Source organism: Ruegeria sp. HKCCD9138 (assembly GCF_057220975.1).
In genome coordinates this window covers 273230-298597 of the sequence record NZ_JBWVAZ010000005.1, presented here as the reverse complement: position 1 = coordinate 298597, position 25368 = coordinate 273230, and the positions used below count along the sequence as shown (strand labels likewise).

Genomic DNA, 25368 nt, shown 5'->3' with positions numbered 1-25368 from the left:
TTTGAAAGCCAGTTGATGTCGGCTGCAGCGATGAAAACAGCCGACAAATGGGCCCTGGCCCAACTGGCACAGTGTTACACGTTAACTTGCCTTTGATGAGCTCAATGGAACGGGGGGCGCTCCCAATTCTGAGACACTTACACTTGTTTGTCGCGTTTCACGGCCAGTTGTGGGCTAGAATTCCAGCCATGAAACCCGCAAAAACATCCGAGCCGCCCTGACCCCAATGGCCGTCATTGGGAAGCCAAAGCTGCTTGAGCTGGTCTTTAGGAATGCCGGCAAAAGCATCGCCGCCGTCAACGAATTCAGCGCCAATAAGTTCGGCAAACTCGCGCGCGTTCTCTCTCCGGCACATGTCAGTATTGACCGCCCCGTCGATCAACCCCTCACGGCTCCAGATATAGACAACAAGGATGGGCAGATCGCGGTCCTGCGCATAGGCCTTGATGGAATCGAAAATTGCAATCCGGTCTGGGTCGTTTTCCCCCACGCAGCCTTTTCGCTCTGCCCAGCCCTCGCCATCCCGTGCCCTGCGAAACTGCTGAACGGTTGGCCTGAGCAGTGACTTGACCCGGTCGAAAATCACCAGGCCCCAGCCGGGTTCGGACAATTGTTTGCCGCGAAGCACCTCATCGAACTCTTCCGAGGACACGATCCATGATTGCTCAGGACCCGTGCCATTCAGTGTCTCCATTGCCGCTGCCAGGTCTTTGGGGCGGTCGTCCAGTTTCCATCCTGGTACATGCGATGCAGCGCGGCGTTTCTGATTTCTGAAGTCCGCATACCGGAACGAGCGCGCAAGGTCCCAGGTCCAAACCGCAAAGATCAAGCCATCAATCTCATATGGATCATGCTGCAGCATTCCGTCGATAATGCTCGCCCAGTTTCCAAGCCCCCAACCATCACCTGAAAGGTTCAGTAAGACGACATCCTCGTCCTGCGCCCTCAGAAGGTCTTCGGTTCTGTCGGGCCAATTGTGAGATAGAAAATTTCCAGCCGTGAATGAATCGCCGAGAACCGCATAGACGCGCTGTTCGGGCGTTGTTCGTTGGGCATCGAAATCGTCCCGGTCAGGAAACCCCTGAGCGTTACCTTCGAACGTACCCACATAGTTCAGAACACCGTCATTGATCCGGATAAACCGCGAAGGTGTCTCTGTCAGCTTGTATCCCATGACCGGATCAAATTGGACGGTCCTGCCCGCGTCCTCTGCTACCCAGACCGTTTGCCCGTTTGAGAGGAAAACATATGTCGAGACAGCAATTTCAATGATCCCGTAGAGCCCCACCACAACAAGCACATTGATCAAGAAAATTCTCAACGCTGCCATCATTTGTTTTGTCCCTACGTCCCGAATGCATACCGCGGTAAGACCTGTCGTTGCAGTCAATGCGGCGCTCGGGAATGCTATTTACCGACAATGCTACATTAGCCTATGGGCGATTGCCGACAAATTGGTTTCTGCATAAGTTGCGCGGATGCAATGCTTGGGAAGGCGATGGAAACGCCATCGATCCCCAGTTCAAATCGTCACGGGCGCCGTGTGGCCTTTTGTTTCCTTGCCGTTCGTGCCCCGCAATCCAGGTGCATCGTGACCAGGAGGAGTTGTTCGACAGTTCAGAATTGGGCTGGCAGACCGGTTATACAGGCAGCTCAATCTAACCAGCGTCGCGCCAGGAAACAAAATACCAAGCGGAAACAAAACTGTCCGTAAACTCGGGTGCCATTATTTCTGTAATTTGATCTGGCAACAAAAATAGGGTTAAAGTTGTTCAAGATGGTTTGAGTATCCAATTTCTGAAAGAGTTTTTGGCTGCAATGGTTGGTCTTGAATACCTGGCCTAAAAACATCGACGTGAACAAGTCTGGTAGAAAGGGCAAGTTCATGGCCTGGAGTTGCATGTAGTTGCCTCGTCTGAGCGGGTTTTCTCGGCTGACCAGAGTTATTGCTCGTCAATTTTCAGAGTCCATTTCTAGTCGAATTCGGGAGATCGTTGTTTTGTCTGATCACGAAGCCAAAGTGGACGTCGAAATAGGTTCCGAACGCAGCTTCGGTCTGGTTTTTGCCGTTGTTTTCGCCATTATCGCACTGTGGCCATTGACGGGCGACGGGGGTGTGCGGATTTGGGCTGCCGCAATTTCTTTGGTATTCCTATGTATGGCGTTTGTTGCGCCGTCGAAATTGAAGTGGCTTAATTTGTTATGGTTCAAGTTCGGATTACTGCTGGGTGCGATCATTGCGCCGATTGTAATGGCCCTCGTTTTTCTAACGACTTTCGTCACGATTGGGGGTCTCTTGCGGCTTTTTGGCAAAGATCTTCTGGGTCAGAAACTCGACCCGGACGCAGAATCCTACTGGATCAAACGCACGGACCTTCCAGGCAGTATGAACAACCAGTTCTAGTTTTAGGGAAATCTAAAAATGTCTTTTGTATCTGAACTTTGGGCTTTCTTGAGAATACGCAAAAAGTTCTGGCTTTTTCCGGTGATGCTTGTGTTGGCTCTGTTTGGAGTTTTGATAGTCCTGAGCCAGGGATCTGCAGTCGCACCTTTCATATACACATTGTTCTAATCACATGACTTACGTACTTGGTGTATCTGCCCTGTACCACGACAGCGCAGCAGCTCTCATTGACGACGGTGAAATCATTGCCGCAGCGCAGGAAGAGCGTTTCAGCAGAAAAAAGCACGATCCAGGGTTCCCGCAAAACGCGGTGCAGTATGTACTTTCCGAAGCGGGAATTTCACTCGCTGACGTTGACAATGTGGTATTTTACGACAAACCGTTTCTCAAGTTTGAACGATTACTTGAAACCTACCTCGCCACAGCACCCAAAGGGTTCAACTCGTTTCGCAAGGCAATGCCGGTCTGGTTGCGCGAAAAATTGTTTCTCAAGGATCTCTTGGTGCGCGAGTTTCGTCGGTTGGAAAAGGACTTTTCCGGTGATCGGTTGATGTTTTCCGAACACCATTTCAGCCATGCGGCCAGTGCCTTTTACCCATCGCCTTTCGAACAGGCCGTAGTGCTGACTCTTGACGGTGTTGGCGAATGGGCGACGACCACCGTAGCGATGGGAAATGGAAACGACCTTGCAATCGACAAGGAGATACATTTCCCGCACTCGCTTGGGCTTCTCTATTCCGCCTTCACTTATTACACCGGCTTCAAGGTAAATTCCGGTGAATACAAGGTTATGGGCCTCGCGCCATATGGTGAGCCAAAATACAAAAACCTGATCCTGGATAACCTGATTGATGTGAAAGAAGACGGTTCCTACAAGCTCAATCAATCATATTTCAATTACACGCACGGTCTGACGATGACCAATCAGGCATTCGCGGACCTCTTCGGTCAGCCTGTACGGAAACCCGAAACCGACGACCTGACGCAGTTTCACATGGATATTGCAGCGTCGGTGCAGGCCGCCACCGAGGATGTCGTCTTGCGCATGACCCGAGCGCTGGCCAAGGAATACGATTGCCCAAACCTGTGCATGGCGGGGGGCGTGGCACTGAACTGTGTCGCCAACGGTAAAATCCTGCGCGATGGCGCATTCCAGGACATCTGGATTCAGCCCGCGGCCGGCGATGCGGGCGGTGCATTGGGGGCAGCCCTGGGGGCTTGGCACAGCGAAATGAAAATGCCGCGAACCGTTCGCCCCAAAGACGCGATGAAGGGGGCCTATCTAGGGCCGTCGTTCGACGACAAGAACATCGCTGCGCAGCTTCAAAAGGTTGGTGCAAGGTTCGAAATCCTCACCGACGATGAGGTGATTGCGAAAACGGCCGAAGCCCTGGCAGAGGAAAAAGCGGTCGGATGGTTTCAGGGGCGCATGGAATTCGGTCCGCGAGCATTGGGCGGACGTTCGATCCTTGGCGACGCGCGCTCACCCACAATGCAGAAAGTCTTGAATCTGAAGGTGAAATACCGCGAGAGTTTCCGTCCATTTGCGCCTTCTGTGTTGCGGGAACACGTGAGTGACTGGTTCGCCCTCGATTACGATAGCCCGTACATGTTGATTGTGGCCGACGTGAACGAGAATATCCGCCGGCAAATGTCTGATGAAGAGAGCCGCCTTTTTGGGATCGACAAATTGAACGTGAAACGCTCTGACATACCAGCGATTACCCATGTGGATTATTCGGCTCGCGTTCAGACTGTACATGAAGAAACGAACCCCAAATACCACGCGTTGATTGATGCGTTTCGAGAGCTGACGGGTTGTCCTGTGATCGTAAATACTTCGTTCAATGTTCGCGGCGAACCGATCGTTTGCTCGCCAGAGGATGCTTTTCGCTGTTTCATGGGAACAGGGATCGAAGTTTTGGTGGTCGGTAATGCCTTTCTCCGCAAGGAAGAACAAAATCCGGATCTGGCTGAAAACTATGAAGAAAAATATGAGTTGGACTAGAATGTGCTGGTGATTTTCAACACAGGAAATGAGTGCCCTAAGTTGACGTCGAAACTCTTTGTTTGTTGAGTTGGGAAAGTTTGAACTGGGCGGATTTGGGAAAGTGCAGCACTATGCCGGGGTGCTCAGTGGTGTTGTGGAAAGAAATGAAAGGTCAGCAAAACTCAATTGGACGGTCGATGCAAAGAAATGGGCGAAACTCTGGTTTAAAGTAATGAGGATCTTTTCAATCAATTCTGGCCATGACGGCTCTACCGCCGGTGTTGATGCAAGCCGGCAGAATTTACTGTTCGCCTATGAAGCTGAGAAAGACAGTTTTCCCCGAAATGCACCTGTAAATCCAGAGACACTCATCAATGCAGCATCGTGGTTTGACAAAATTCCGGATGTCTTGGCGTTAAGCGGATGGTCAAACACGGGCGTCGACCACACAAAGCGCTCGGGTGCCGGGTACTTTGGGGTCGGAAAAGGTTCCGAAGTCGTAGAGGTCAAAAGGTTCTTCGGAAAATCGATTGATTACTACTCTTCAACGCACGAGCGGTCGCACATCTGGGCCACCTATGCGATGTCTCCGCATGAACAAAGCGAACCCTGCTATGTGTTGGTTTGGGAAGGCTCCTTGGGAGATTTTTATCAAATCGGCAGTGATTTGAAGATTCGCCACCTTGGTCGAGTGATGACCAACCCCGGCCAAAAATTCTCGTTTCTCTATGCCCTTGCCGACCCGAGCTTCTCTTCCTCCAGTCGGGCGGCGAGAAAAGGCGACGCAGGCAGGTTGATGGCGGCCAGCGCGCTCGGCAATGTCGCGGAAACTGACGGAGAAGCCCAGGAACTGATCGATTACCTTTTGAGTAAACCTTTGGCAGTCGATCAGTTATCGAAAGATGATCTCAAAACGTCACCGTTCCACAACATTGGCGTTGAGACACAGAGGTTCCGAAACCTGGCCGCAAAATACTCTCAGGCAATATTCTCGGTGTTTTTTGACTTCGCCGAAGCCCATATGACGGAAGGCTTCCCGCTGCTAATATCGGGCGGGTGTGGGTTGAACTGCGACTGGAATACACGCTGGCGCGAAAGCGGGCTTTTTCGCGATGTATTTGTCCCTCCCTGCACGAACGACTCTGGCAGCGCCATTGGAACGGCGGTCGATGCGATGCGCCATTTCACCGGTAAGGCCAAGCTGGATTGGACCGTGTACTCAGGACAATCGTTTTGTGACGACCGTTGCAAAATGGAGGATGTAACGTCCAGTGAACTTAATTTGCGCGAGGTAGCGGACGCGTTAAATGACGGAATGATAATTGGTTGGGCCATTGGGAACTGTGAGCTCGGCCCCAGGGCACTTGGCAATCGCTCGATACTTGCCGCTCCGTTCAACACAAAAACCCGCGACAGGCTGAACAGGATCAAGGGCCGCGCTTTGAATGCGCCGATTGCGCCAGTATGCCTCGAAGAGGACGTGTCCAAACACTTCGATTGGTCAGGCCCATCGCCCTACATGCTTCATTTTTCGAAAGTGACCGACGCGAAATTGAAGGCGGTGACTCACTTGGACGGGTCCGCGCGAGTTCAGACTGTCACGCAAAGTCAAAATGCGATGCTTTACAATTTGCTGCGTGAATTCAAGGCGATATCTGGCTGCGGAGTTCTGTGTAACACGTCGTTGAACTTTCAAGGCGCAGGGTTCATCAACACAACCAGTGACCTCTACAACTATGCACGATCTGCTGGTCTGGATGGTGTTGTGGCAGGCCTGTCTTTCTACCGCTTCCGACGACCGATTTCTTGACCGGCCTTGTCCTGTCCAGAGTTCCGTTTATCCAAGGATTGATTTGAACGAGCCCTGATCATTGCAGATCGCGGCCCGGTTTTCTCAACGAACCTTGCCCTGTGGTGGGGTGAGGGAACCGGGAATACCAAATATCTATGCGGTCGAGCACTGCAAGCCAACCCGTCGTTTATCCACTTTGCGATGGCGCTTTCCCAAATTGAAACACAAGCGTCACCCCTGGCAAAACCGCCATCTTACGAGTGCCGAAGACTGTCTTCAAATATTGCGGATATCAAACCGTGAATTGATGGCCTGAGGATCTGAGGTTTCAAATCACCATGAATAGCTTCAAGGGGATCAATAATAATCCATCTACGTTAAGGCATAAGGATTTATGGCTGGGGTGGTAGGATTCGAACCTACGATACACGGTACCAAAAACCGCTGCCTTACCACTTGGCTACACCCCAACGGTGAGCGGCTGTCTACGACTGTTGCTTTCCGGGTTCAAGAGCTTTTTGGACAAAAAATCAGGGGAACTTGCAAATTATCTCGACCACATTGTTTTGACCGGTTTGCGCGATTCAGATCGGATGTCCCTGGCCTGCGGGTCGGGTGTGCGAACACTAAGTTTTGTGGGGTTTTGACGTTTCAGCCGCCGCCGCCGCACCATTAATCAGAGGATGCGGATATTTACTCGCGGATTTCCGACGGGTCGACACCCCAAAGATTGGTTTTCTGGGTCCAGCCACGGTAACCGCCGGCTGAGATTCGGCACCATTCCATCGTGCAGCTCCCCAATCGTGCAACCACGCCGGTTTCGAAATGCGCGTTGACTTGCGAGCTGGGGTCGGGAGTTGCGTAGACCGGCAGCAAGTCGGGCTCGACCAGAACCGTGCGCACACCCGAAAGCAGCGCATAGTGAACCCATCCTCCGGCGCCGTCGCGATCCTGAACCCGGCGCCAGTTGCCGTATTCGGCGGTGATTTGCAGCGGCATGCCGCGCCGCTTGAAGACCCAGTCGATTCGATGCGTCAGTGACGGTCCGCGACGGACGTTGCCTTCGGCAGCTTTCATCGAGACATATCGTGGCAGGGGCAGGTTCGTTACCGGCCCGCGCTTTTCCTGCGCATTCGCCGTCAAGGCTCCAAACGCGACCAGAAACGCGGAAATCAGCGCCAAACCGCGGCGTTTCACCGAAAAAGTAGCACTCACTGCCTGCCTGCTCTTATGCCTGTTTATCGTGTTTCGAAAAAAGGTTGCGTCAATGCACATGGGGTTCTTGTGCCCCGCCTGTTCCTGCGCCACGATGCCATGGCGCGCGACTGTTTGCAAAGCAGTAGGAGGGCTGAGGTGCCAAGAGAACGTCTGAGTGTTGTCGTTACGCGACGGTTGCCAGAAGCCGTTGAAACCCGGTTGAGTGAGCTTTTCGATGTACGCCTGCGCGACGATGATACGCCAATGTCCCGCGACGAGCTTGTGGCTGCCGTCAAGGATGCCGATGTGCTGGTGCCCACCATAACCGACACGATCGACGGTGGGATATTGGGTCAGGCCGGAGAGAAACTGCGCCTGATCGCCAATTATGGGGCAGGCGTTGATAATATCGATGTCCAAACGGCCCGACAGCGCGGCATTTTGGTTTCGAACACGCCCGGAGTGCTGACGGATGACACGGCGGACATGACCATGGCGCTGATCCTGGCGGTTTCACGGCGTATCCCCGAAGGCTTGAGCCTCATGCAGAAGGGCGATTGGACGGGCTGGGCGCCGACAGCTTTGTTGGGCGGGCGCGTAGGTGGTCGCCGACTTGGAATTCTGGGTATGGGCCGGATCGGTCAGGCGGTTGCGCGACGCGCCAGTGCATTTGGGATGCAAGTGCATTATCACAATCGCCGCAGGCTGCGGCCCGAAGTAGAAGAAGAACTGGAGGCAACCTATTGGGAAAGCCTGGACCAGATGGTTGCGCGTATGGATGTCATCTCGGTCAATTGCCCTTCAACCCCATCGACGTTTCACCTGATGAATGCGCGGCGATTGAAGTTGATGAAGCCTTCGGCCGTGATCGTGAACACCTCGCGTGGGGAGGTCATAGACGAAAACGCTCTGACGCGCATGATCCGCGCTGGTGAGATCGCGGGCGCCGGTCTGGATGTGTATGAACACGGAACCGACGTGAATCCGCGGTTGCGGCAGATGCCCAACGTTGTTTTGCTGCCCCACATGGGGTCGGCCACGCTGGAAGGCCGGATCGAGATGGGTGAGAAAGTCATCATCAACATCAAGACTTTCGAAGACGGTCATCGCCCACCCGATCAGGTCGTGCCGGCGATGCTGTAAAGCCCTCGACGGTTTCTGGCTTTCGGTCAGATGGCAATATTTCGTGACCATGGCCGGCGTTTCACAAGACGCTTGTAAGCGCACGTGTGGATGTCAGAATTGTGTTATTTCAGAAGCAGGAGGAGCACATGCGTGCCAATTGGATTTCAGGAGTTTTGCTGAGCAGCGCCATGTTTGCCGTACCCGGGTTGGCGCAGGAGACAGCCGATGCCGTGTCACCGGAAGGCGCGACGGAAGGGCAGTTTGAGGCGCTGACGGATCAGGTCATCGCCGCGTTGGAGGCCAAGGCCGCAGGTAAACCGGTAGAGGCCGAGAACTGGATGGTAGCTGCGGCCAACCCTCTGGCGGTCGAAGCCGGTGCCCGCATATTGGCGGCAGGCGGTACGGCAGCGGATGCAATGGTGGCCGTTCAGGTCGTGCTGGGACTGGTTGAGCCGCAATCCTCGGGCCTGGGCGGCGGAGCGTTTCTGGTTTGGTTTGACGCGGCAAGTGGCACTCTGACCACCTTGGATGGGCGTGAAACTGCGCCACTGGCCGCAACGCCGACGCTGTTTCAGGATGAAAACGGTGAGCCACTGAAATTTTTCGATGCCGTGGTCGGCGGGCTGTCCGTGGGCACGCCGGGGACTCCGGCACTGCTGGAAGAGGCGCACAGACGTTGGGGCCGCAGCCCGTGGCCATCGCTGTTCGAAGACGGAATCCGACTGGCTGATGATGGGTTCCTTGTTTCACCGCGCCTTGCCGGGCTTGTTGAAAATGACGCTGAGCGGCTGTCGCGCTTTCCGGCGACCGCCGCTTACTTCTTGCCGAATGGTCAGCCCCTTTCACAGGGGCAAAGGCTGACGAACCCGCAATATGCTGAAACGCTCAGAACGCTCGCTATGGAAGGTGCAGCGGGGTTTTATGGCGGGGACATCGCAGCCGGTATCGTCAATACGGTGCGCAATGCGCCCGGTAATCCCGGGGTTATGTCAGGAACCGATTTGGCGCTTTATCAAGTGATCGAGCGGGAACCGGTCTGCGCGGCTTATCGCGATTATGAAGTATGTGGCATGGGGCCGCCCTCGTCCGGGGCTCTGACAGTCGGGCAGATACTGGGAATGTTGCAGGGATACGACCTTGCCGCGATGGGACCGGACAACGTGGAAGCGTGGCGGCTGATCGGCGATGCCTCGCGTTTGGCATTTGCAGATCGTGGTCGGTACATGGCAGACAGCGACTTTGTTCCGGTGCCAACCAAAGGCCTGGTCGATCCGGATTATCTGTCCGAGCGTGGCGCATTGCTGTCGGAAGACGGTGCGCTGACAGAGGTTGTTCCTGGCAATCCCGAATTCGATCATGCTTTGAACTGGGCGGATGATGAATCGCTCGAACTGCCGTCGACCTCCCATATCTCCATCGTGGATGCTTATGGAAACGTGCTGTCGATGACGACCACCATCGAAAACGGCTTTGGTTCGCGGCTGATGACCAACGGGTTTCTGCTGAACAATGAACTGACGGATTTCTCGTTCAGAACACATTCCAACGGGGTGCCAATCGCGAACAGGCTTGAGCCCGGCAAGCGCCCGCGTTCGTCGATGAGCCCGACGATTGTGCTGCAGGATGGCGTTCCGGTCTTGGCCATCGGATCGCCCGGCGGCAGTCGCATTATTGGCTATGTGGCCAAGTCGATCATCGCCTGGGCGGATTGGGGTATGAATGTCCAACAGGCTCTGATGGTACCGCACCTGGTCAACCGTTTCGGCACATATGATCTGGAACTCGACACCGCCGCAGAAGGACATGGCGATGCATTGATCGCCATGGGGTTTGAAGTAAACCCGCGCGACCTGACTTCGGGCCTGCATGCGATCGAGATCGGAGACGTTCTGAAAGGCGGCGCCGATCCCCGGCGCGAGGGGATTGCGCTTGGCGACTAGGCCCTCAGGGATTGTGGGTATTGCCGCGACACGACGGGCCTTTTAGTCATGGATCGAATGGCCGCAATTGATGTCAAGCTGGGGGAGGAAAGCCATGGTGCAGGCGACAACTTTGCCGAGAAACGAGGCGGGAATAGAATCGGCCATCGGAATCCTCAAACAGCGATTTGGCGACCGACTGCAAACCGGTTCAGCGATACGCGAACAACATGGCCACACCACGACATGGATTGAAAATCAACACCCCGACGCGGTCATCTTTCCCCAGTCGACGGACGAAGTTTCCGAAATTGTCAGAACCTGCGCCGCCCACAAGGTGCCTGTCATACCCTTTGGAACCGGCACTTCGCTCGAGGGGCATGTGAATGCCCCCGCGGGCGGCATCTCGGTCGACCTGAGCCAGATGAACAAGGTGCTGGCCGTTCATCCGGGTGATCTGGATTGCGTCGTGCAACCCGGTGTCACGCGAGAGGACCTGAACACCCATCTGCGTGATCAGGGCCTGTTTTTTCCCATTGACCCTGGTGCCAACGCTTCGCTCGGGGGAATGGCGGCCACGCGGGCTTCTGGCACGAACGCGGTGCGTTACGGGACGATGAAAGACAATGTCCTGAGCCTGGAAGCCGTCATGCCGGATGGCCAGATCATTCGGACCGGGCATCGGGCCAAAAAGTCGTCGGCCGGTTATGATCTGACCCGACTTCTGGTCGGGGCCGAAGGTACGCTGGGTATTATCACGGAACTTACGCTGCGCCTGCAGGGCATCCCCGAGGCGATTACCTCGGCCCGCTGCTCCTTTCCGACGGTTGATGCGGCCTGTCAGGCGGTGATGATGACGATCCAATACGGCATCCCGGTGGCGCGGATCGAGCTTCTGGACGAGATGTCGGTAGTGGCAGCAAACGCCTATTCCGGGTTAAACCTGCCGGAAACGCCATTATTGCTGCTTGAATTTCATGGATCGGAAAGCGGAGCAGCCGAGCAGGCCGAAACCTTTGGCCAGATCGCCGAGGAGTTTGGTGGCGCCGATTTCGCCGCGACGTCGACCACCGAAGAGCGCAACAAGCTGTGGCAAGCTCGGCACGATATGTACTGGGCTTGCCTGCAATTACGTCCCGGTGCGCGCGGTATATCAACTGACGTATGTGTTCCGATCTCGCGCTTGGCCGAATGCGTGACAGAGACGCAGGAAAAAGCGGCAAAACTTGGCCTGTTGGCCCCTGTGGTGGGGCATGTCGGCGATGGCAACTTTCACACCTTGTTGCTGATCGACATGGAGAATTTGGATGAGGTCTCAAAAGCCGAGGAATTCGTTGGCTGGCTGAACGATCTGGCAATTTCGATGGACGGAACCTGCACCGGAGAGCATGGAATCGGTCAGGGCAAGCGGCCTTATCTGGTGAAAGAGCTTGGCGCAGCGACGGCGTTTATGTCAGCGATCAAAGTGGCGCTGGACCCTGATGACATTATGAATCCCGGCAAGATATTGCCCTGACTCTGTTCCAGAGTTCTGCGTGTTCCGGCCACAAGGAAGCCTCAATTTCATGTGATCAAACCTCTCAGAGCAGCAATTTGATTCCGAGGTTTTCAATGGATTTTTTGCGTTTCTTTGGATTCGCGTTGGTTGCAATAATGGTTGTCGCAGGCCTCGACTATTACCAGCAGGACAAAAAGCACGAAGGCACCCTGTCTGTTAACGGCTATGTCGACACCGTTAACGCCCGCTTCAGCCTGTATCAGAAGGAACAGGCCGCTGAAGAGGTCGAACGTGACCGGCAAAAACGGTGGCGTGCCGGCGGAAAGCCCTATCTTCCGGAATCCAGCGAACAATGGGTGCGTCGCGCGATTTCGGACCACGACTTTACTGTGGACGCACGTCTCGGCGAGGATCAGGCCAAGGCGAGTGAGGCCGCGCGTCCGTTGGCCGTGGAAGTAGCCGTGCAAGAGGCGAAAACGCGTGCCCGGAAGCTGGATCGCGTCGGCTGGGTCTATGAAAACGGAGACAACACCATCTGGGTGCAGGTTTCGTTGGTTAATCGGGCAAATACCAAAACGCTCGCGGGCAACATTGCGCAGTCGATTGCCGCGATGGATTTCTCGGACACGGATTATGTCCCGCTGGGCGTCATTGGTGGCACCGCGTTTTTTCAGGCGATTCAGGACGAATACTACGACGTGCCCAAATCCGCGCGCCGCGATTGGGCCATGGTCAAAAAGCAGGTGGCTGAGACCGGCATCAATGTCAGCTTCAATACTTTTGTGGGGACGATCGGTTTCGGCGAAGAAATTCGGGTTCTTGCGCGTTCCGATGCCCCGGTCAATGAAGTGTACAGTTTTCTCGAGGAGCTGGATTATGACGGCCTGAACGCGCTGCTCAGCCTGCCTGTGCCGGGCGTTGGGAATGATACGCAAGTGGACAAGGCGACCGAGGCCGAACTTGCCGTTGAAATGGCGAACTTGCGCAACGAGTTCGTCAAGCTGAGAGGCGAATTGGCACGTATGCGAATTCAAAACGTGGACGGCTTGTCTCTGGTGGCGAACACGCTGGCCGGTCAATACGGCCTGCCAAACGACGCATTCGATTTGACGGCGAACAAGATTTCCTCGTCAAACGACCTGATGCAAATTGGGTATCGCAAAGGATTGCTCAATCTGACGGCTGCGGAAACCGAACGGGCAAGCACCGAAGAAAAAGGCTTCTTAGGTCGCTTGTTTGCGAAAGCCAAAGGCGGCGATGCTTCCTCTGATGAAAGCGGGCAGGAGGCTTCGGGTGGTTTGCTTGGGGGGTTGACGTCCATGCTGCAAGGTTCGGATGCCGAACAATCCGCAGCAGTGACTGTGCGCAAAGGCGGCGGCAGCAAGGCTTGTTCGCTAGTGGGCAGTGCCAAACGCTGTTCTGTCGGCGGAAACTGATCTCACATTCAGTCAGAACGACGACCCGCAGGACCTGCGGGTCGTTTTTTTTATATCACTGGTCGGATGAATGTCGCGCCGGGGGCTTCAAATGCGCCATATGGTGTCAACTGATTTCAAGGGGAGACGCCCGGTTATGAAAACCCAAGTCAAAGCATTGGTCGTTGGCGGTGGCGCCGTTGGGACCTCGATTGCCTATCATCTGGCCAAGGCGGGCTGGGACGATGTGATGCTGATCGAACGGGACGAGCTGACATCAGGCTCGACCTGGCACGCGGCGGGCTTGCTGCCGCTGTTCAACATGTCCTATGCGACGACCCACATCCACAAATACTCGGTCGACTTCTACAAGACGCTTGAGGAAGAGACCGGCCTGAACGCGGGTTTCGCAGTGGTCGGCAACCTGCGCATGGCGCAGACGCAAGAGCGTATGGACGAATACATGCTCTATGCCTCCACCGCCGAAACCTGCGATGTTGCCTATGAGTGGTTGACCCCGGACCAGATCAAGGAACGCTGGCCGCTGATCGAGACCTCCGACCTGAAGGGCGCAATCTACCACACCGAGGACGGCTACATTAACCCTGCCGATGTGACCCAGGCGATGGCCAAGGGCGCCCGTCAGCGCGGCGTCGACATCGTCCGCAAGATGCAGGCCGACGCCTTCCACTGGAACGGCACCCACTGGGAAGTCACCTGCACCAAGATGGTCGAAAAGGGCGGTAACCTCGTCCCATCGGATGAGCAGGTGGTGATCACCGCCGAGCATGTCGTGACCGCATCCGGTAACCACGCGCAGCGGACTGCCAAGATGCTGGGCATCAAGATGCCTGCCATTCCGGTCGAGCACACCTTCATCGTCATGGACAAGGACCCCGAGCTGGTCAAATGGCGCGAAGCGGGCAACCCGGAACACCCCGTCGTACGCGATGCCGACAACGAATCCTATGCACGCGAGGAACGCGGCGGCTGGATTCTGGGTATCTATGAGCACGGCGCACCCGCGCAGTTCGAACATGGCGTGCCGGACAGCTTCCGCGCGGATCTGTTCCCGCTGGATCTGGACCGGATCGCGGATCAGTACATGGCGATGGCCGAACGCGTTCCTTCTTGCGCTGAATCCGGCCTGAAAGACGATTTCAACGGCCCGATCTGCTACACCCCCGACGGCAACCCGCTGGTTGGTCCGGCTCCGGGTCTGCGCAACATGTGGCTGGCTGAAGGGTTCTCGTTCGGCATCACCGCTGCAGGCGGTACCGGCTATTATCTGGCGCAGATGATGGTCGATGGCGAAGCCGAGATCGACATGGCCTCGCTGGACCCCAAGCGTTACAGCAGCAACTGGATGACTACCGAGTTCGCGGCCCGCAAGAACGAAGAGTGCTACGAGCACGTCTACATCCTGCACCACCCGGATGAAGAGCGTGAAGCCTGCCGGCCGCTGCGGACCGTTCCGGCTTATGAACGCCAGAAAGCGCGTGGCGCACAGTTCGGCTGGGTCAACGGTTGGGAACGCCCGAACTACTTCGGCCCGCTGGATGCATCGGATAGCTTTGACAAGGAAAGCCGCTCGTTCCGCCGCGGTGGCTGGTGGCAATATGCCGTCGAAGAAGCCAAAGCGATCCGCGAAGGCGTTGGCCTGATCGACGCATCGGCTTTCACCAAGCATGTCGTCAAAGGCCCCGGTGCCACACAATTCCTGGATTGGTTCACCTGCAACAAGCTGCCCAAGGTCGGTCGTATCAACCTGACCTACGCGCTAACCTCGCACGGCACCACCCGCACCGAATACACCATCGTCCGCAATGGCGAGAACAACTACTACATCGTCTCCGCCGGTGCCTGGAGCGAGTATGACGCCGACTACCTGCGCAAGGCGGCCGAGGACAAGATGGAGGAGTTCGGTTACATCGAGATCCAGGACGTAACCACTCAGTGGGGCGTCTTCGCCATCGCCGGACCCAAATCGCGTGACGTTCTGAAAGAAGTCATCAAAGACGCCGATCCGGAAACCGCGCTGTCCAACAAGCGCTTCCCCTGGCTGTCGGCCCGTCAGATCGAGCTGGGCATGTGCCCGGTCAACGCGATCCGTGTGGCCTATACCGGTGAGCTGGGCTGGGAACTGCACCACCCGATCGAGATGCAGAATTACCTGTTCGACCTGCTGGAAAAAGCCGGTGAGAAGCATGGAATGAAGCTGGTTGGTGCGCGCGCCCAGAACTGGCTGCGTCAGGAGAAATCCTATCGCGCGTTTGGTACCGAACTTGGCCGCGACGCGACCCCGCTGGAAGCCGACCTGCCGCGCTTTGTCGACCTGTCGAAAGACTTCTACGGTAAGGCCAAGCTGGAAGAGACCGGCGTGCGCGTCAAATGCTGCACCCTGCTGATCGACGGCCCGGACGATGCAGACCCGTGGGGCCGCGAGGCGCTGTACACACCGGAAGGTGAGCGAGTGGGTCGTCTGACCTCGGGCGGCTATTCGGTGGCGTTCGAGAAATCCATCGGCATGGGTTACGTAAAGCCCGAGTTGGCGGTCGAGGGGACTAAACTGCAGGTCAAAATCCAAGACAAACTGTGGGACGCGGTCGTCACCTGCGACAGCCCCTACGATCCGAAAAACGAAACTATCCGCAAGGACGGTTGATCAAGCAAGGGCCCCGGAGAAATCCGGGGCCTTTCAATTTGCGTTTGCCGAAAACAGTGCCAGTCACGAGAGATTGGAGTGGCCTAGTTGTACAGTTTCAATCGGTCGAGCAAGTCTTCGGTAGCGTTTACCAACGGGTGACAATTCAGCGAGACAACCTGAGTGAAACGCCCGCTGACATAGGTCTGGACGTAGTGGCCGGACCATGCGGCGCCGCAGGATCTCTTGATGTTGAGCTGATCGTTGCCTTTGTAGTTTACCGAATGCTTGCCAAGAGAAACCTCGCTGAAGGTCGAGCGGTATTCCGCCTTATGGGTAATCTTGGATATCCCCTTGAAGCTGCTTTCGGGAAACGGTTCCTCGATCAGGACATTCATTCGGTTCGGTTCGCCCAGATAGATCGTCAGACCGCTTGCCGGGTCAAGCGTGTAGTCAACAATCAAGGTGGTGCCGGGCGCATGACCCCGAGGAAACTCGACCTTCGGGTTCGATTGGTCCGTTTCCGACGGGACAAATCGGTTGTCCAGTACGTCGCAGTGGAATCGACCCCTGATCGGATCATCCTGAGACAGAGATTGCGTGGGCAGCAAGGATATCAGTATAGCTGGTATAGCTTTCATTGCGGCTACACTCCTTCAGATACCCTAGCAAAACTCTCTGAAAAAGTCACGAAAGAGGGCCGAAACCAGGCCTTTCTTAAGTAGGCTGACGCAAAAAAGGCGGCAACCTGTTGCCGCCATGGATTGATCCATATTACGAGAGCCTTCTTATCCGCTTAGCTCGTCAAAACACTCCAGCGCCTTGGCTGCATACATCATGGACGGTCCGCCACCCATCTGGATGGCCATGGCCAGAACGTCCGATACTTCGCCCCGGGTCGCACCAGCCTTGATCAGCGCTTCGGTGTGCAACGATATGCAGGGCTCACAACGGACAGCGATCGACATTCCCAAGGCGATGAACTCTTTGGTCTTGTAATCCAGTGTCCCGCCTTCCTTGACTGCTTTTCCCAGTGCTCCAAAAGCACGGGCCGTATCCGGGATGGCAGCATTGAGATTGCGTAGCCCTTTGCGCGTGTCCGATAGTTTTTCCTGCCAGGCCATTGTGTTTTCCTCAGTAAATATATGATAAACTGCATATGTATTATGAGGCGTAGCCGGACTTTGATCTTGATCAGATGTCCGGTTTTTTTGCGACGAATGCCAAATTATTGGCAGGCATATCGGTGAGTTCGACAAGGTCCAGGCCACAATCATGCAACAGGGCAAGGATTTGGGTGTCATCCTTATAGCCGATTTCGGGGTTTTGTTGGGTCAAAGCATCGTGGAACCGGCGGTCACCGTCGCTGGTCAGGCGACCTGAACGTTTGAAAGGACCATAAAGCACAAGGTGGCCCGATGGGCGCAGGGCCAGCGCCACCTCGGCAACCAGAGTTTTGGCGCTGGGCCAGGTGATCAGGTGCAAAAGATTGATGAGTACGATCAGATCCTGTTCGCCGAACGACTTGTGCCAACCGGGCTCGGTCGCATCCAGATGCACAGCGTCGGTGACGTTTGGCAAGTCAACGGTATAAGCGTTGATGCTGGCCCGGCGTTCGGGTTCGACCTCTGTGGGTTGCCAGGTCAAGCGCGGCCGGCGCCGGGCGAACGCCATAACATGCTGCCCGGTCCCGCTTGCCAGTTCCAGGGCACGACCCTGCACAGGCGCAATGCGTTCAATCAGCTCGCACAAAACGTCGACATTTCGATTGGCCGCCGGGGCGATAAGCTTGTCGCCGTCACTTTGGACCACGACGCTGGCCTTCGGCGGCGTCTCATTGGTCATATTCTCAACCTTTCCGGCCTTAAAGCCGCGACATGCGGCGGATCCAGATCGGGACTGCGCCCCACCGCCAGATCCGCCACCAGTTGCGAGGCAGCGGGAGCAGTCTGAAATCCGTAGCCCCCCTGACCGGCGGACCAGATAAATGTTGGATCAGAAGGGTCCGGGCCAAGGACCAGAGTGCCATCCGGTGCAAAACTGCGCAGCCCGGCCCAGTTGGTTTCAACTCGGGTCACAGGTACCGTGACCATTTCTTCATATCGTGCCAGTCCTTCGGCCAGAACCATGTCGTCCGCAAAGGCGTCATGAGGCGTAGTGGCGTCGGCTTCGGAAGGGGACACCAGCAGCTTTCCTGCATCAGGCTTGGCGTACCAACCCTCACCCGCGCCCAATATCATCGGCCAACCTGTCACATCATGCCCGTCGGGTGCCGGGATTCGCGCCATGGATCGGCGCCGGGGTGAAATCCCGATTGGGCTTATTCCCGCCATTTCGGCGATGTCATCCACCCAGGCACCGGCCGCGTTCACAAGGGTCCGGGCTTCGAAGGTTTGGCCTGCTTCCACAACCCAGTGCCCCGACTTGCGAATGCCGCACACCTTTTGCCGGGTCAGGACCGACCCTCCGTTTGCGCGAATGGTTCGGGCAAAGTCCTGCAACAGGCGGTCCGTGTCTATGTCGAACGCGGCTTCACTTACAGCGGCGAACCCGACCGTGACCGGATTCAGGATGGGCACGCGCGCTATTGCCTGATCGACCGAGATGCTTTGCATACCCAAACTGGCTAGGTCATTGCGAAACAATTCCGCCTGATCCCTTGCACCAACCAGCATCAGCCCACGCGGGGTCAGGTAACCGCCGTTTTCAGATTTCAGATACTCCGCACCGGCCCTGTTCAGGGCAACAACAGAGGGCGGACCATAACTTTCCTCGAACAGCGCCGCCGACCGGCCCGAGGCGTGATAGCCAAGGGCGTCTTCGGCTTCGAGCACGGTGACCGAACCGTAAGATGACAGGCGCGCGCCGGCGCTGAGGCCTGCAATTCCACCGCCGATTACAAGAAAATCGATCATTGCCATTCGATCAGGCGCGAGGATTCGGCCAAGCGTGTATCACTAATCATTGTTTCTCAGCCCTGTTCCGTGACACCGTTCAGTCGGCCCGCAGACTATAAGCAGGCTTGAAATTGTGCATCAACCCATCCAAACAATGAATAAACAGGTGACAGGAGGGCAGGGTGAACACTGCGGAAACACACCCGATGGCCACAGGACATATCCCGGCCTATGTGGTTCAGGCCGACGGCAGCGACTTTCTTTTTACATTCATGCTGGTTTTTACGGTTGTCGTTATCGTCTTGATCGGGGTTGCGTATTTCACATTGCACTCGATCCCGGAAAAAATTGCGCATGAGTCAAATCACCCGCAATTCCAGTTGGTTGGGATATTGGCGTTGCTTGCGTTGTTTACGCATAACGGGTTGTTCTGGGTGGCAGCCATTCTGGTGGCGGGTTTCCAGTTTCCTGACTTTGCAGCGCCTTTGCGAGCCATCGCCGACGCCATCCGCTCATTAGCGCCGCAAAGTGCGTCTGTGCCGACGGTTGATGAGCCACCCGCTGACCCGGGCCCCCAAACAGCCGCGCCGCAGGAGCACTAGAACATGCTGGAAACACTGATGTGCGCGCTTGTGACCGTGCTACCCGATTTTCTGTTCCGCCGTTTTGTACAGGGCAAGCGGATCGGTCACGAGATCACGTTGTTCACCATGTGGTACGAGTTGCGGTGGGGCCTGACAACCTGCGCGATTCTGGCGCTGACCGTGATTACGACTCTGTTCTACTTCCACCCGTCCAGCAGCGCTGCGGCATCCTATTTCCGCACGGTTACGATCCTGCCGCAACTGGGCGGGCGCGTGTCCGAGGTCTATGTCACCAACAACCAGCAGGTCACTGCTGGCCAGCCAATCTTTCGCATCGAGGACTTCACGCAGACCGCTCAGGTAGAAGCCGCCCATGCGCAAATCGCTCAGGTTCAGGCGTCGCTGAAGGTGGCGCAAACTGACCTGGCCGAGGCTGATGCCAGTATCGCAGGCGCGCGCGCGGCACTGGATCAGGCGCTGGAAGATCTGGAGCGGAATACCACACTGCGCGACGAAGGGTCCAGCGCGGTTCGTCTGGCGGAAATCGACCGCCTCGAAAACCTGGTGGCCGAACGGGAGGCTCAGGTTGTCGCGGCACAATCTCAGCGTGCCGCCGTGGTTCAGCAGATCGAAGAACTGATCCCCGCCCAACTCGCCAGCGCCAACGCACAGCTTGATGCCGCCCTGACCGAGTTGGACAAGACCGTGATCAGTGCAGGCGTGACGGGCCGTGTTGAGCAGTTCGGGCTGCAGGTCGGTGACTACGTCAGCCCGCTGCTGCGTCCCGCAGGCATTCTGGTGCCCTCATCGTCCGGTCATGACCGGTTTCAGGCGGCGTTCAACCAATTGTCAGCTCAGGTCATCAAGCCGGGGATGATTGGCGAACTTGGGTGCATGACGAAACCGTTTACGGTTATTCCGGTCGTAGTGGTTCAGGTACAGGATGTGATCCCGTCCGGGCAAATTCGCCCTTCGGACGAATTGCGCGACGTCCAGACCAACACCAATCCGGGTTCAATTCTGGTCTATCTTGAGCCTTTGTACAAAGGAATGGCAGATCGGATCCCACCGGGCAGCAACTGTCTGGCCAATGTCTATACCGACAATCACGCCAAGCTGGAGGACGAAAATCTGGGTTTCTGGGAAAAAGCGTTCCTGCATGTTGTTGACACGATTGGAGTTGTTCATGCCGCTGGATTGCGTTTGCGCCTGATCCTGATGCCCGTGAACACGCTGGTTCTGAGCGGGCATTGATGCAATCGCCGGTCAAGAGAACTGTCGCGCGCCAAGTAACCCGGTTTATCCGGGTGCTGGGCCGGGCTTGCTTCTTGCCTCCAGTGAAGCATATGAAAAGGCCAGAACGCAGGCTGCAAATGCTGCGACAAAGCCGAACACCATCGGAAACGAACCGGTAATCGCGTAGACCGAGCTCCCCAGCGCCATTCCAACTGTTCCTCCCAGCAACTGAAAAGTCATTGAAATACCGCTGGCCTGACCGTGAAGGTCCTTGGGAACAGCCGACATGACGGCGCGCCGTGGTGGCACAAACAGGAAGGGCACGAAACCACCCCAAAGCACGAAACCGGCGTAAAGTAAGGCGGTGGAGTGTTGCCATGTCCCGGTGGCAACCATCAGGATCGCCAGTACGCCCAGTGTTAATCCCGTTAGAGATGCGCCGCGCGTTCCAAAAAGATCAGCGATCTTTCCTGCCAGAGGAGCGATGAATATCTGCGGAACGGCAATCGGCAGAAGAGCAGCGCCTGCCGCCAATGGCGAATAGCCGAGCCTGACCTGAAAGAAGAGTGCGCCGAACACAAAGAGCACAATCTTGCCGAACTGAGCTGTGAAAAGGATCATGTTCGAGGCCGCGAAACTGGCGTTTTGAAACAGGGAAACCGCGATAAGCGGGTTGGATGACCTCGTCTCGGCCCGAATAAACAGGGCAAGCAGAACCAGCCCTGCCGCCAGCGCGCCCAAAACATCGGGCTGCAGCCATCCGCGATCAGGTCCTTCCATGATCCCGAACACAATTGCCGCCATGCCCGGCACCAGCAGAACAAGACCTTTCCAGTCAAACCCCTCTTCGGGTGCGTGCGACGGATCGCGCCAGAAGATCCATGCGATTGCCGCGACGCCCAAGACAATTGGCGGATTGACCCAAAAAATCCAACGCCATGACAGATACTCGGTCAACAACCCACCGACCAACGGACCCAGCGACAGGAATATGGTGCCGATCCCGCCGTAGAGACCTAGTGCCAGGCCGCGTTCGTCCTCGTCGAAAGACTGCACTAAGACCACAAGGGACAACGGAAAAATAAGCGCCGCCCCAAAGCCCTGAACGGCGCGTGCCAGCAGCAATTCAATTCCGTTCTGGGCAAAACCTCCTAAAGCGGAGGCCAGTCCAAAAACCATCAATCCGGCGCTCAAAAGCCATCGAATACCAAGAATGTCTCCGATGCGCCCAGCAGCCGCCGCAAAACAGGCCAGAACCAGCAGGTAGACATTCACGACCCAATGCGAATCCAGCTGAGACAAGCCAAGATCGTTTTGAATGGTAGGCAGTGCGACGCTGATAACGGTCTCATCTAACAGGATCACGCCAAGGATGGCGCCCATTGCGGCCAAAATCCACCAACGGCTGTGCCTTCGCGTCACTGAGTTTCTCCGCTTCTAGCGAACCGACCTCTTGCCTATCAGGTCCCACGGAAAACCAGGCGTCAAGCCATCGGGCACAAAAAAGGCCAGCGCAACGGCCGGCCCTTCTTGATTTCATGTGGCTGTGTTTACTGTGGAATTTCGCCTTCCAGCCCTTCGACGTAGAAGTTCATGCCGGCCAGCGTGCCGTCATCTGCGGTTTCACCTTCGCCCAGCCAGTCGCTGCCGTCCTGCTTTTTCAACGGGCCAGTGAATGGGTGATAGCTGCCATCCGCGATGGACGCTTTCAGTGCCAGTGCCTCTTCTTTGACGTCAGCAGGCACCGCGTCGGTGATTTCACCGATCTCGACCATACCTTCGGCAATTCCGTCCCAGGTATTCACGGTTTCCCACGTACCGTCCATCACCGCTTTGGTGCGTGCGATATAGTAGGGTGCCCAGTTATCGATGATCGACGAAACACGGGGCATCGGAGCATACTCGCTCATGTCCGAAGCCTGACCAAAGGTGATCACGTTCCCCGCTTCTTGCGCGGCCGCCTGCGGCGCAGTCGAGTCCGTATGCTGCAGGATCACGTCCGCGCCTTGCTCGATCAGAACTGTGGCAGCGTCCGCTTCCTTTGCGGGGTCGAACCAGGTGTAGGCCCAGACGATCTTGAAATCGACATCCGGGTTCACCTTCTTGGCGTGAATATAGGCCGAGTTGATCCCGCGGATCACTTCGGGGATCGGGTAGGAGCCGATGTATCCCACGATGTTCGACTTAGTCATCTTGCCCGCGATGTGGCCCTGAACGGCGCGGCCTTCATAGAAGCGTGCCGAATAGACCGAGACGTTCGGAGCAGTTTTATATCCGGTGGCATGCTCGAACTTCACGTTCGGGAATTTCTTGGCCACGTTGATCGTCGGGTCCATGTAACCGAACGAGGTGGTGAAGATCAGATCAGCGCCCTCCAGCGCCATCTGGGTCATCACACGCTCGGCATCCGGACCTTCGGGAACCGATTCCACGAAAACGGTTTCAACCTTGTCACCGAACTCTTCTTCGACCGCCAGACGGCCTTTGTTGTGTTCATAAGTCCAGCCGCCGTCGCCGACCGGGCCGACATAGACGAAGCCGACCTTGGTTTTGTCTTCGGCCATGACACCTGTTGCCAGACCCAGTGCCATTGCGGCACTTGTCAGTAGTGTAGTGAATTTCATGTGGTTACTCCCCAAGTTGGTTCAGTTGGCCCCGCTTAGTGCGAAGCATGGAAGGTTCGGCCCAGAGAGGCAGGTGCGCTGCTCTTGTCGGCCGAAAGGATCACAAGCACTAGGATCGTGATGATATAGGGCGACATTGCCAGATACTCGACAGGAATGGCAACGCCTGCTGCCTGCAGATTAAGCTGCAACACTGTGATTCCGCCGAACAAATACGCCCCCAGCAATGCGCGCCACGGTTTCCAGCTGGCGAAGACCACCAGCGCAAGTGCGATCCAGCCGACACCGGCAGTCATACCCTCGGTCCATTGAGGGACCCGGATCAGGCTGATGTAGGCACCGCCCAGTCCGGCACACGCGCCACCGAACAGGATCGCCAGAATACGGATCTTGATGACCTTGTAGCCCAAGGCATGTGCTGCATCGTGGTTTTCACCCACCGCACGCAGTATCAGACCGACGCGTGTGTATTTCAGGACAGCCCAGACAGCGGCGGTCAGAGCGATACCGACATACAGGATTGGATCATGCTGGAACAAAATGGGGCCGATGACCGGAATGTCGCTGATCAGCGGGATGTGGATCTCATCCATGTCGGGCGGCTTAACGCCAACATAGCTTTGCCCCATAAGCGCGCTGAAACCGAGGCCAAACAGAGTCAGGGCCAGACCGCTGGCCACCTGATTGGCCAATGCGAACTGGGTCAGCACGACGAAGAGAAGGGACAACAGGGCACCGCCAATCGCCGCGGCAACGAAACCCAGCCAGGGTGAGCCGGTTTCGACCGAGATGGCAAAACCGCTGATCGCACCTACGATCATCATGCCTTCGACCCCAAGGTTCAGAACGCCTGCTTTTTCGACCACAAGCTCTCCGATCGCAGCCAGCAACAGCGGGGTTGCGGCGACCATCAGTGAGGCGACCAGCAGGACGGGATTGATTTCGGAAAGGTCCATGGCTCAGGCTACCTCGCTACGGGCCGCACGGATGCGGTAGTTGGTCAAAAGATCGAAGGCGAGCAGGAAGAACAGAAGCATCCCCTGGAACACCTGAATGGCAGCGGCGGGCAGGCCCAGTTGAGACTGCGCAATTTCGCCACCGATGTATGTCAGGGCCATCAGACCGCCGGCCAGCAAAATCCCGATAGGGTGCAGACGACCGAGGAAGGCCACGATGATAGCGGTGAAGCCGTATCCGACGTTAAAGTCGATACTGACCACGCCCGATGGCCCTGAGACCTCGAACAATCCCGCCAGCCCGGCCAGCGCACCGGACAGACCCAGACAGAACAGGATCAACCGCGCCGGATTTACCCCTGCGAATTTGGCAGCCCGGGGCGCTTCGCCTGTCAGGCGGATATGAAAGCCCAGCATATGGCGGTTCAGCAGGATGTAGGCAAAGATCACCGCAATCAGTGCAGTAACGACACCCCAATGCATACCGGATCCGGCAATCAGTTCGGCATTATGCGCGCTGTCATAGGACTGCAGGTTGCGTGAGCCGGGAAAGCCGAACCCTTCGGGGTTTTTTAGCAAGCCAAGCGAAACGGACGCCAACATCTGTTCCGCCACGTAGACCAGCATCAGCGAGACGAGGATTTCGTTGGTGCCAAAGCGCACCTTCAGAAAGGCCGGGATCATCGCCCAGATCCAGCCGCCAAACGCGCCTGCGATCACCATGATCGGAAAGACATAGAAGGCATCCAACGGGTAGAAGGCCAAACCTGCGCCCGCGCCGAAAATGGCGCCCATGATGTATTGCCCCTCGGCGCCGATATTCCAGATACCCGCACGAAAGCCAAGTGAAAGGCCGATGGCGATCAACACCAGAGGTGCGCCTTTCACCAGCAATTGCGGGCGATAGTAAAACGCAAACTCTCCGAACAGTGGTTCCCAGAAAATGGTGCCAATAGCCTCAATCGGGTTCTTGCCCAGAATGGCGAACAACAGGCCGCCAAAGATCATCGTTGCCAGCACCGCCACCAAAGGGGTCGCATAGGACCACGCTTTGGACGGTTGCGGCCGTTTCTCCAATACAATCACC

Annotated in this window: 21 protein-coding genes and 1 tRNA gene; 11 read left to right on the top strand and 11 right to left on the bottom strand. The window is 56.4% G+C overall.

Features of this window, described 5'->3' with window-relative positions; all coding sequences use genetic code 11:
• Positions 1-157 precede the first annotated feature (157 nt).
• Entirely contained in the window at positions 158-1330 is a 1173-nt protein-coding gene (locus AC2TEL_RS11705) for an SGNH/GDSL hydrolase family protein (RefSeq protein ID WP_480904080.1), read from the bottom strand.
• 576 nt (positions 1331-1906) lie between these two features.
• On the opposite strand from AC2TEL_RS11705, the gene AC2TEL_RS11700 reads away from it, so the two are divergent.
• The 4 genes from AC2TEL_RS11700 to AC2TEL_RS11685 all read left to right on the top strand — a co-directional run bounded on the left by AC2TEL_RS11700 (position 1907) and on the right by AC2TEL_RS11685 (position 6204).
• Complete coding sequence (locus tag AC2TEL_RS11700) at positions 1907-2404, top strand: SxtJ family membrane protein (protein WP_480904077.1); 498 nt, start codon at positions 1907-1909, stop codon at positions 2402-2404.
• An 18-nt stretch (positions 2405-2422) separates the two neighbouring features.
• Positions 2423-2572 carry a DUF5989 family protein gene (locus AC2TEL_RS11695; protein ID WP_480843954.1) on the top strand — a complete coding sequence of 50 codons (150 nt, stop codon included), beginning with the start codon at positions 2423-2425 and terminating at the stop codon, positions 2570-2572.
• A gap of 4 nt (positions 2573-2576) precedes the next feature.
• Positions 2577-4412: a carbamoyltransferase family protein gene (locus AC2TEL_RS11690; RefSeq protein ID WP_480904074.1), complete on the top strand. Its 1836-nt coding sequence runs from the start codon at positions 2577-2579 to the stop codon at positions 4410-4412.
• A 70-nt stretch (positions 4413-4482) separates the two neighbouring features.
• Positions 4483-6204: a carbamoyltransferase C-terminal domain-containing protein gene (locus tag AC2TEL_RS11685; RefSeq protein WP_480904072.1), complete on the top strand. Its 1722-nt coding sequence runs from the start codon at positions 4483-4485 to the stop codon at positions 6202-6204.
• Between the two features lie 377 nt (positions 6205-6581).
• Here AC2TEL_RS11685 and AC2TEL_RS11680 read toward each other — a convergent pair.
• Together AC2TEL_RS11680 and AC2TEL_RS11675 are read right to left on the bottom strand one after the other, a co-directional pair.
• Positions 6582-6656: transfer RNA gene (locus AC2TEL_RS11680), tRNA-Gln, on the bottom strand.
• Between the two features lie 223 nt (positions 6657-6879).
• Positions 6880-7401, bottom strand: a complete 522-nt coding sequence (locus tag AC2TEL_RS11675) for an SH3 domain-containing protein (protein ID WP_480904070.1) — start codon at positions 7399-7401, stop codon at positions 6880-6882.
• A gap of 138 nt (positions 7402-7539) precedes the next feature.
• Here AC2TEL_RS11675 and AC2TEL_RS11670 point away from each other — a divergent pair, with 138 nt between their 5' ends.
• The 5 genes from AC2TEL_RS11670 to AC2TEL_RS11650 all read left to right on the top strand — a co-directional run bounded on the left by AC2TEL_RS11670 (position 7540) and on the right by AC2TEL_RS11650 (position 16005).
• The gene (locus AC2TEL_RS11670) at positions 7540-8526 is read left to right on the top strand and encodes a 2-hydroxyacid dehydrogenase (RefSeq protein WP_480843950.1); all 987 of its coding nucleotides are present in this window, start codon (positions 7540-7542) and stop codon (positions 8524-8526) included.
• 128 nt (positions 8527-8654) lie between these two features.
• A complete protein-coding gene (gene ggt, locus AC2TEL_RS11665; RefSeq protein ID WP_480843949.1) occupies positions 8655-10448 on the top strand; it encodes a gamma-glutamyltransferase in 1794 nt (597 codons plus the stop codon).
• Positions 10449-10542: 94 nt separating this feature from the next.
• Positions 10543-11943 carry an FAD-binding oxidoreductase gene (locus tag AC2TEL_RS11660; RefSeq protein WP_480843948.1) on the top strand — a complete coding sequence of 467 codons (1401 nt, stop codon included), beginning with the start codon at positions 10543-10545 and terminating at the stop codon, positions 11941-11943.
• Between the two features lie 95 nt (positions 11944-12038).
• Entirely contained in the window at positions 12039-13361 is a 1323-nt protein-coding gene (locus AC2TEL_RS11655) for a hypothetical protein (RefSeq protein ID WP_480904066.1), read from the top strand.
• A gap of 136 nt (positions 13362-13497) precedes the next feature.
• A complete protein-coding gene (locus tag AC2TEL_RS11650; RefSeq protein WP_480904063.1) occupies positions 13498-16005 on the top strand; it encodes a GcvT family protein in 2508 nt (835 codons plus the stop codon).
• A gap of 83 nt (positions 16006-16088) precedes the next feature.
• Here the strand turns inward: AC2TEL_RS11650 and AC2TEL_RS11645 are convergent, their stop codons facing one another.
• From AC2TEL_RS11645 to AC2TEL_RS11630, 4 genes are all read right to left on the bottom strand, one after another.
• Positions 16089-16625: a hypothetical protein gene (locus AC2TEL_RS11645; RefSeq protein WP_480843945.1), complete on the bottom strand. Its 537-nt coding sequence runs from the start codon at positions 16623-16625 to the stop codon at positions 16089-16091.
• Between the two features lie 147 nt (positions 16626-16772).
• The gene (locus AC2TEL_RS11640; RefSeq protein WP_480843944.1) at positions 16773-17108 is read right to left on the bottom strand and encodes a carboxymuconolactone decarboxylase family protein; all 336 of its coding nucleotides are present in this window, start codon (positions 17106-17108) and stop codon (positions 16773-16775) included.
• A gap of 70 nt (positions 17109-17178) precedes the next feature.
• A complete protein-coding gene (locus AC2TEL_RS11635; protein WP_480843943.1) occupies positions 17179-17829 on the bottom strand; it encodes a DUF938 domain-containing protein in 651 nt (216 codons plus the stop codon).
• Positions 17826-18899: an NAD(P)/FAD-dependent oxidoreductase gene (locus AC2TEL_RS11630; RefSeq protein ID WP_480904060.1), complete on the bottom strand. Its 1074-nt coding sequence runs from the start codon at positions 18897-18899 to the stop codon at positions 17826-17828. Before AC2TEL_RS11630 ends, AC2TEL_RS11635 begins: the two co-directional genes overlap by 4 nt.
• Before the next feature lie 188 nt (positions 18900-19087).
• Here AC2TEL_RS11630 and AC2TEL_RS11625 point away from each other — a divergent pair, with 188 nt between their 5' ends.
• Together AC2TEL_RS11625 and AC2TEL_RS11620 are read left to right on the top strand one after the other, a co-directional pair.
• Positions 19088-19483 carry a hypothetical protein gene (locus AC2TEL_RS11625; protein WP_480844005.1) on the top strand — a complete coding sequence of 132 codons (396 nt, stop codon included), beginning with the start codon at positions 19088-19090 and terminating at the stop codon, positions 19481-19483.
• A gap of 3 nt (positions 19484-19486) precedes the next feature.
• Positions 19487-20719, top strand: coding sequence for an HlyD family secretion protein (locus AC2TEL_RS11620; RefSeq protein WP_480843942.1), 1233 nt, complete (start codon positions 19487-19489; stop codon positions 20717-20719).
• 45 nt (positions 20720-20764) lie between these two features.
• Here the strand turns inward: AC2TEL_RS11620 and AC2TEL_RS11615 are convergent, their stop codons facing one another.
• The 4 genes from AC2TEL_RS11615 to AC2TEL_RS11600 all read right to left on the bottom strand — a co-directional run bounded on the left by AC2TEL_RS11615 (position 20765) and on the right by AC2TEL_RS11600 (position 25367).
• Entirely contained in the window at positions 20765-22123 is a 1359-nt protein-coding gene (locus tag AC2TEL_RS11615; protein WP_480904058.1) for an MFS transporter, read from the bottom strand.
• Positions 22124-22251: 128 nt separating this feature from the next.
• Positions 22252-23325, bottom strand: a complete 1074-nt coding sequence (locus tag AC2TEL_RS11610; protein WP_480904055.1) for a BMP family ABC transporter substrate-binding protein — start codon at positions 23323-23325, stop codon at positions 22252-22254.
• A 35-nt stretch (positions 23326-23360) separates the two neighbouring features.
• Positions 23361-24281 carry an ABC transporter permease gene (locus AC2TEL_RS11605; RefSeq protein ID WP_480843939.1) on the bottom strand — a complete coding sequence of 307 codons (921 nt, stop codon included), beginning with the start codon at positions 24279-24281 and terminating at the stop codon, positions 23361-23363.
• A 3-nt stretch (positions 24282-24284) separates the two neighbouring features.
• Positions 24285-25367: an ABC transporter permease gene (locus AC2TEL_RS11600; RefSeq protein ID WP_480904053.1), complete on the bottom strand. Its 1083-nt coding sequence runs from the start codon at positions 25365-25367 to the stop codon at positions 24285-24287.
• Between the last annotated feature and the right edge of the window lies 1 nt (position 25368).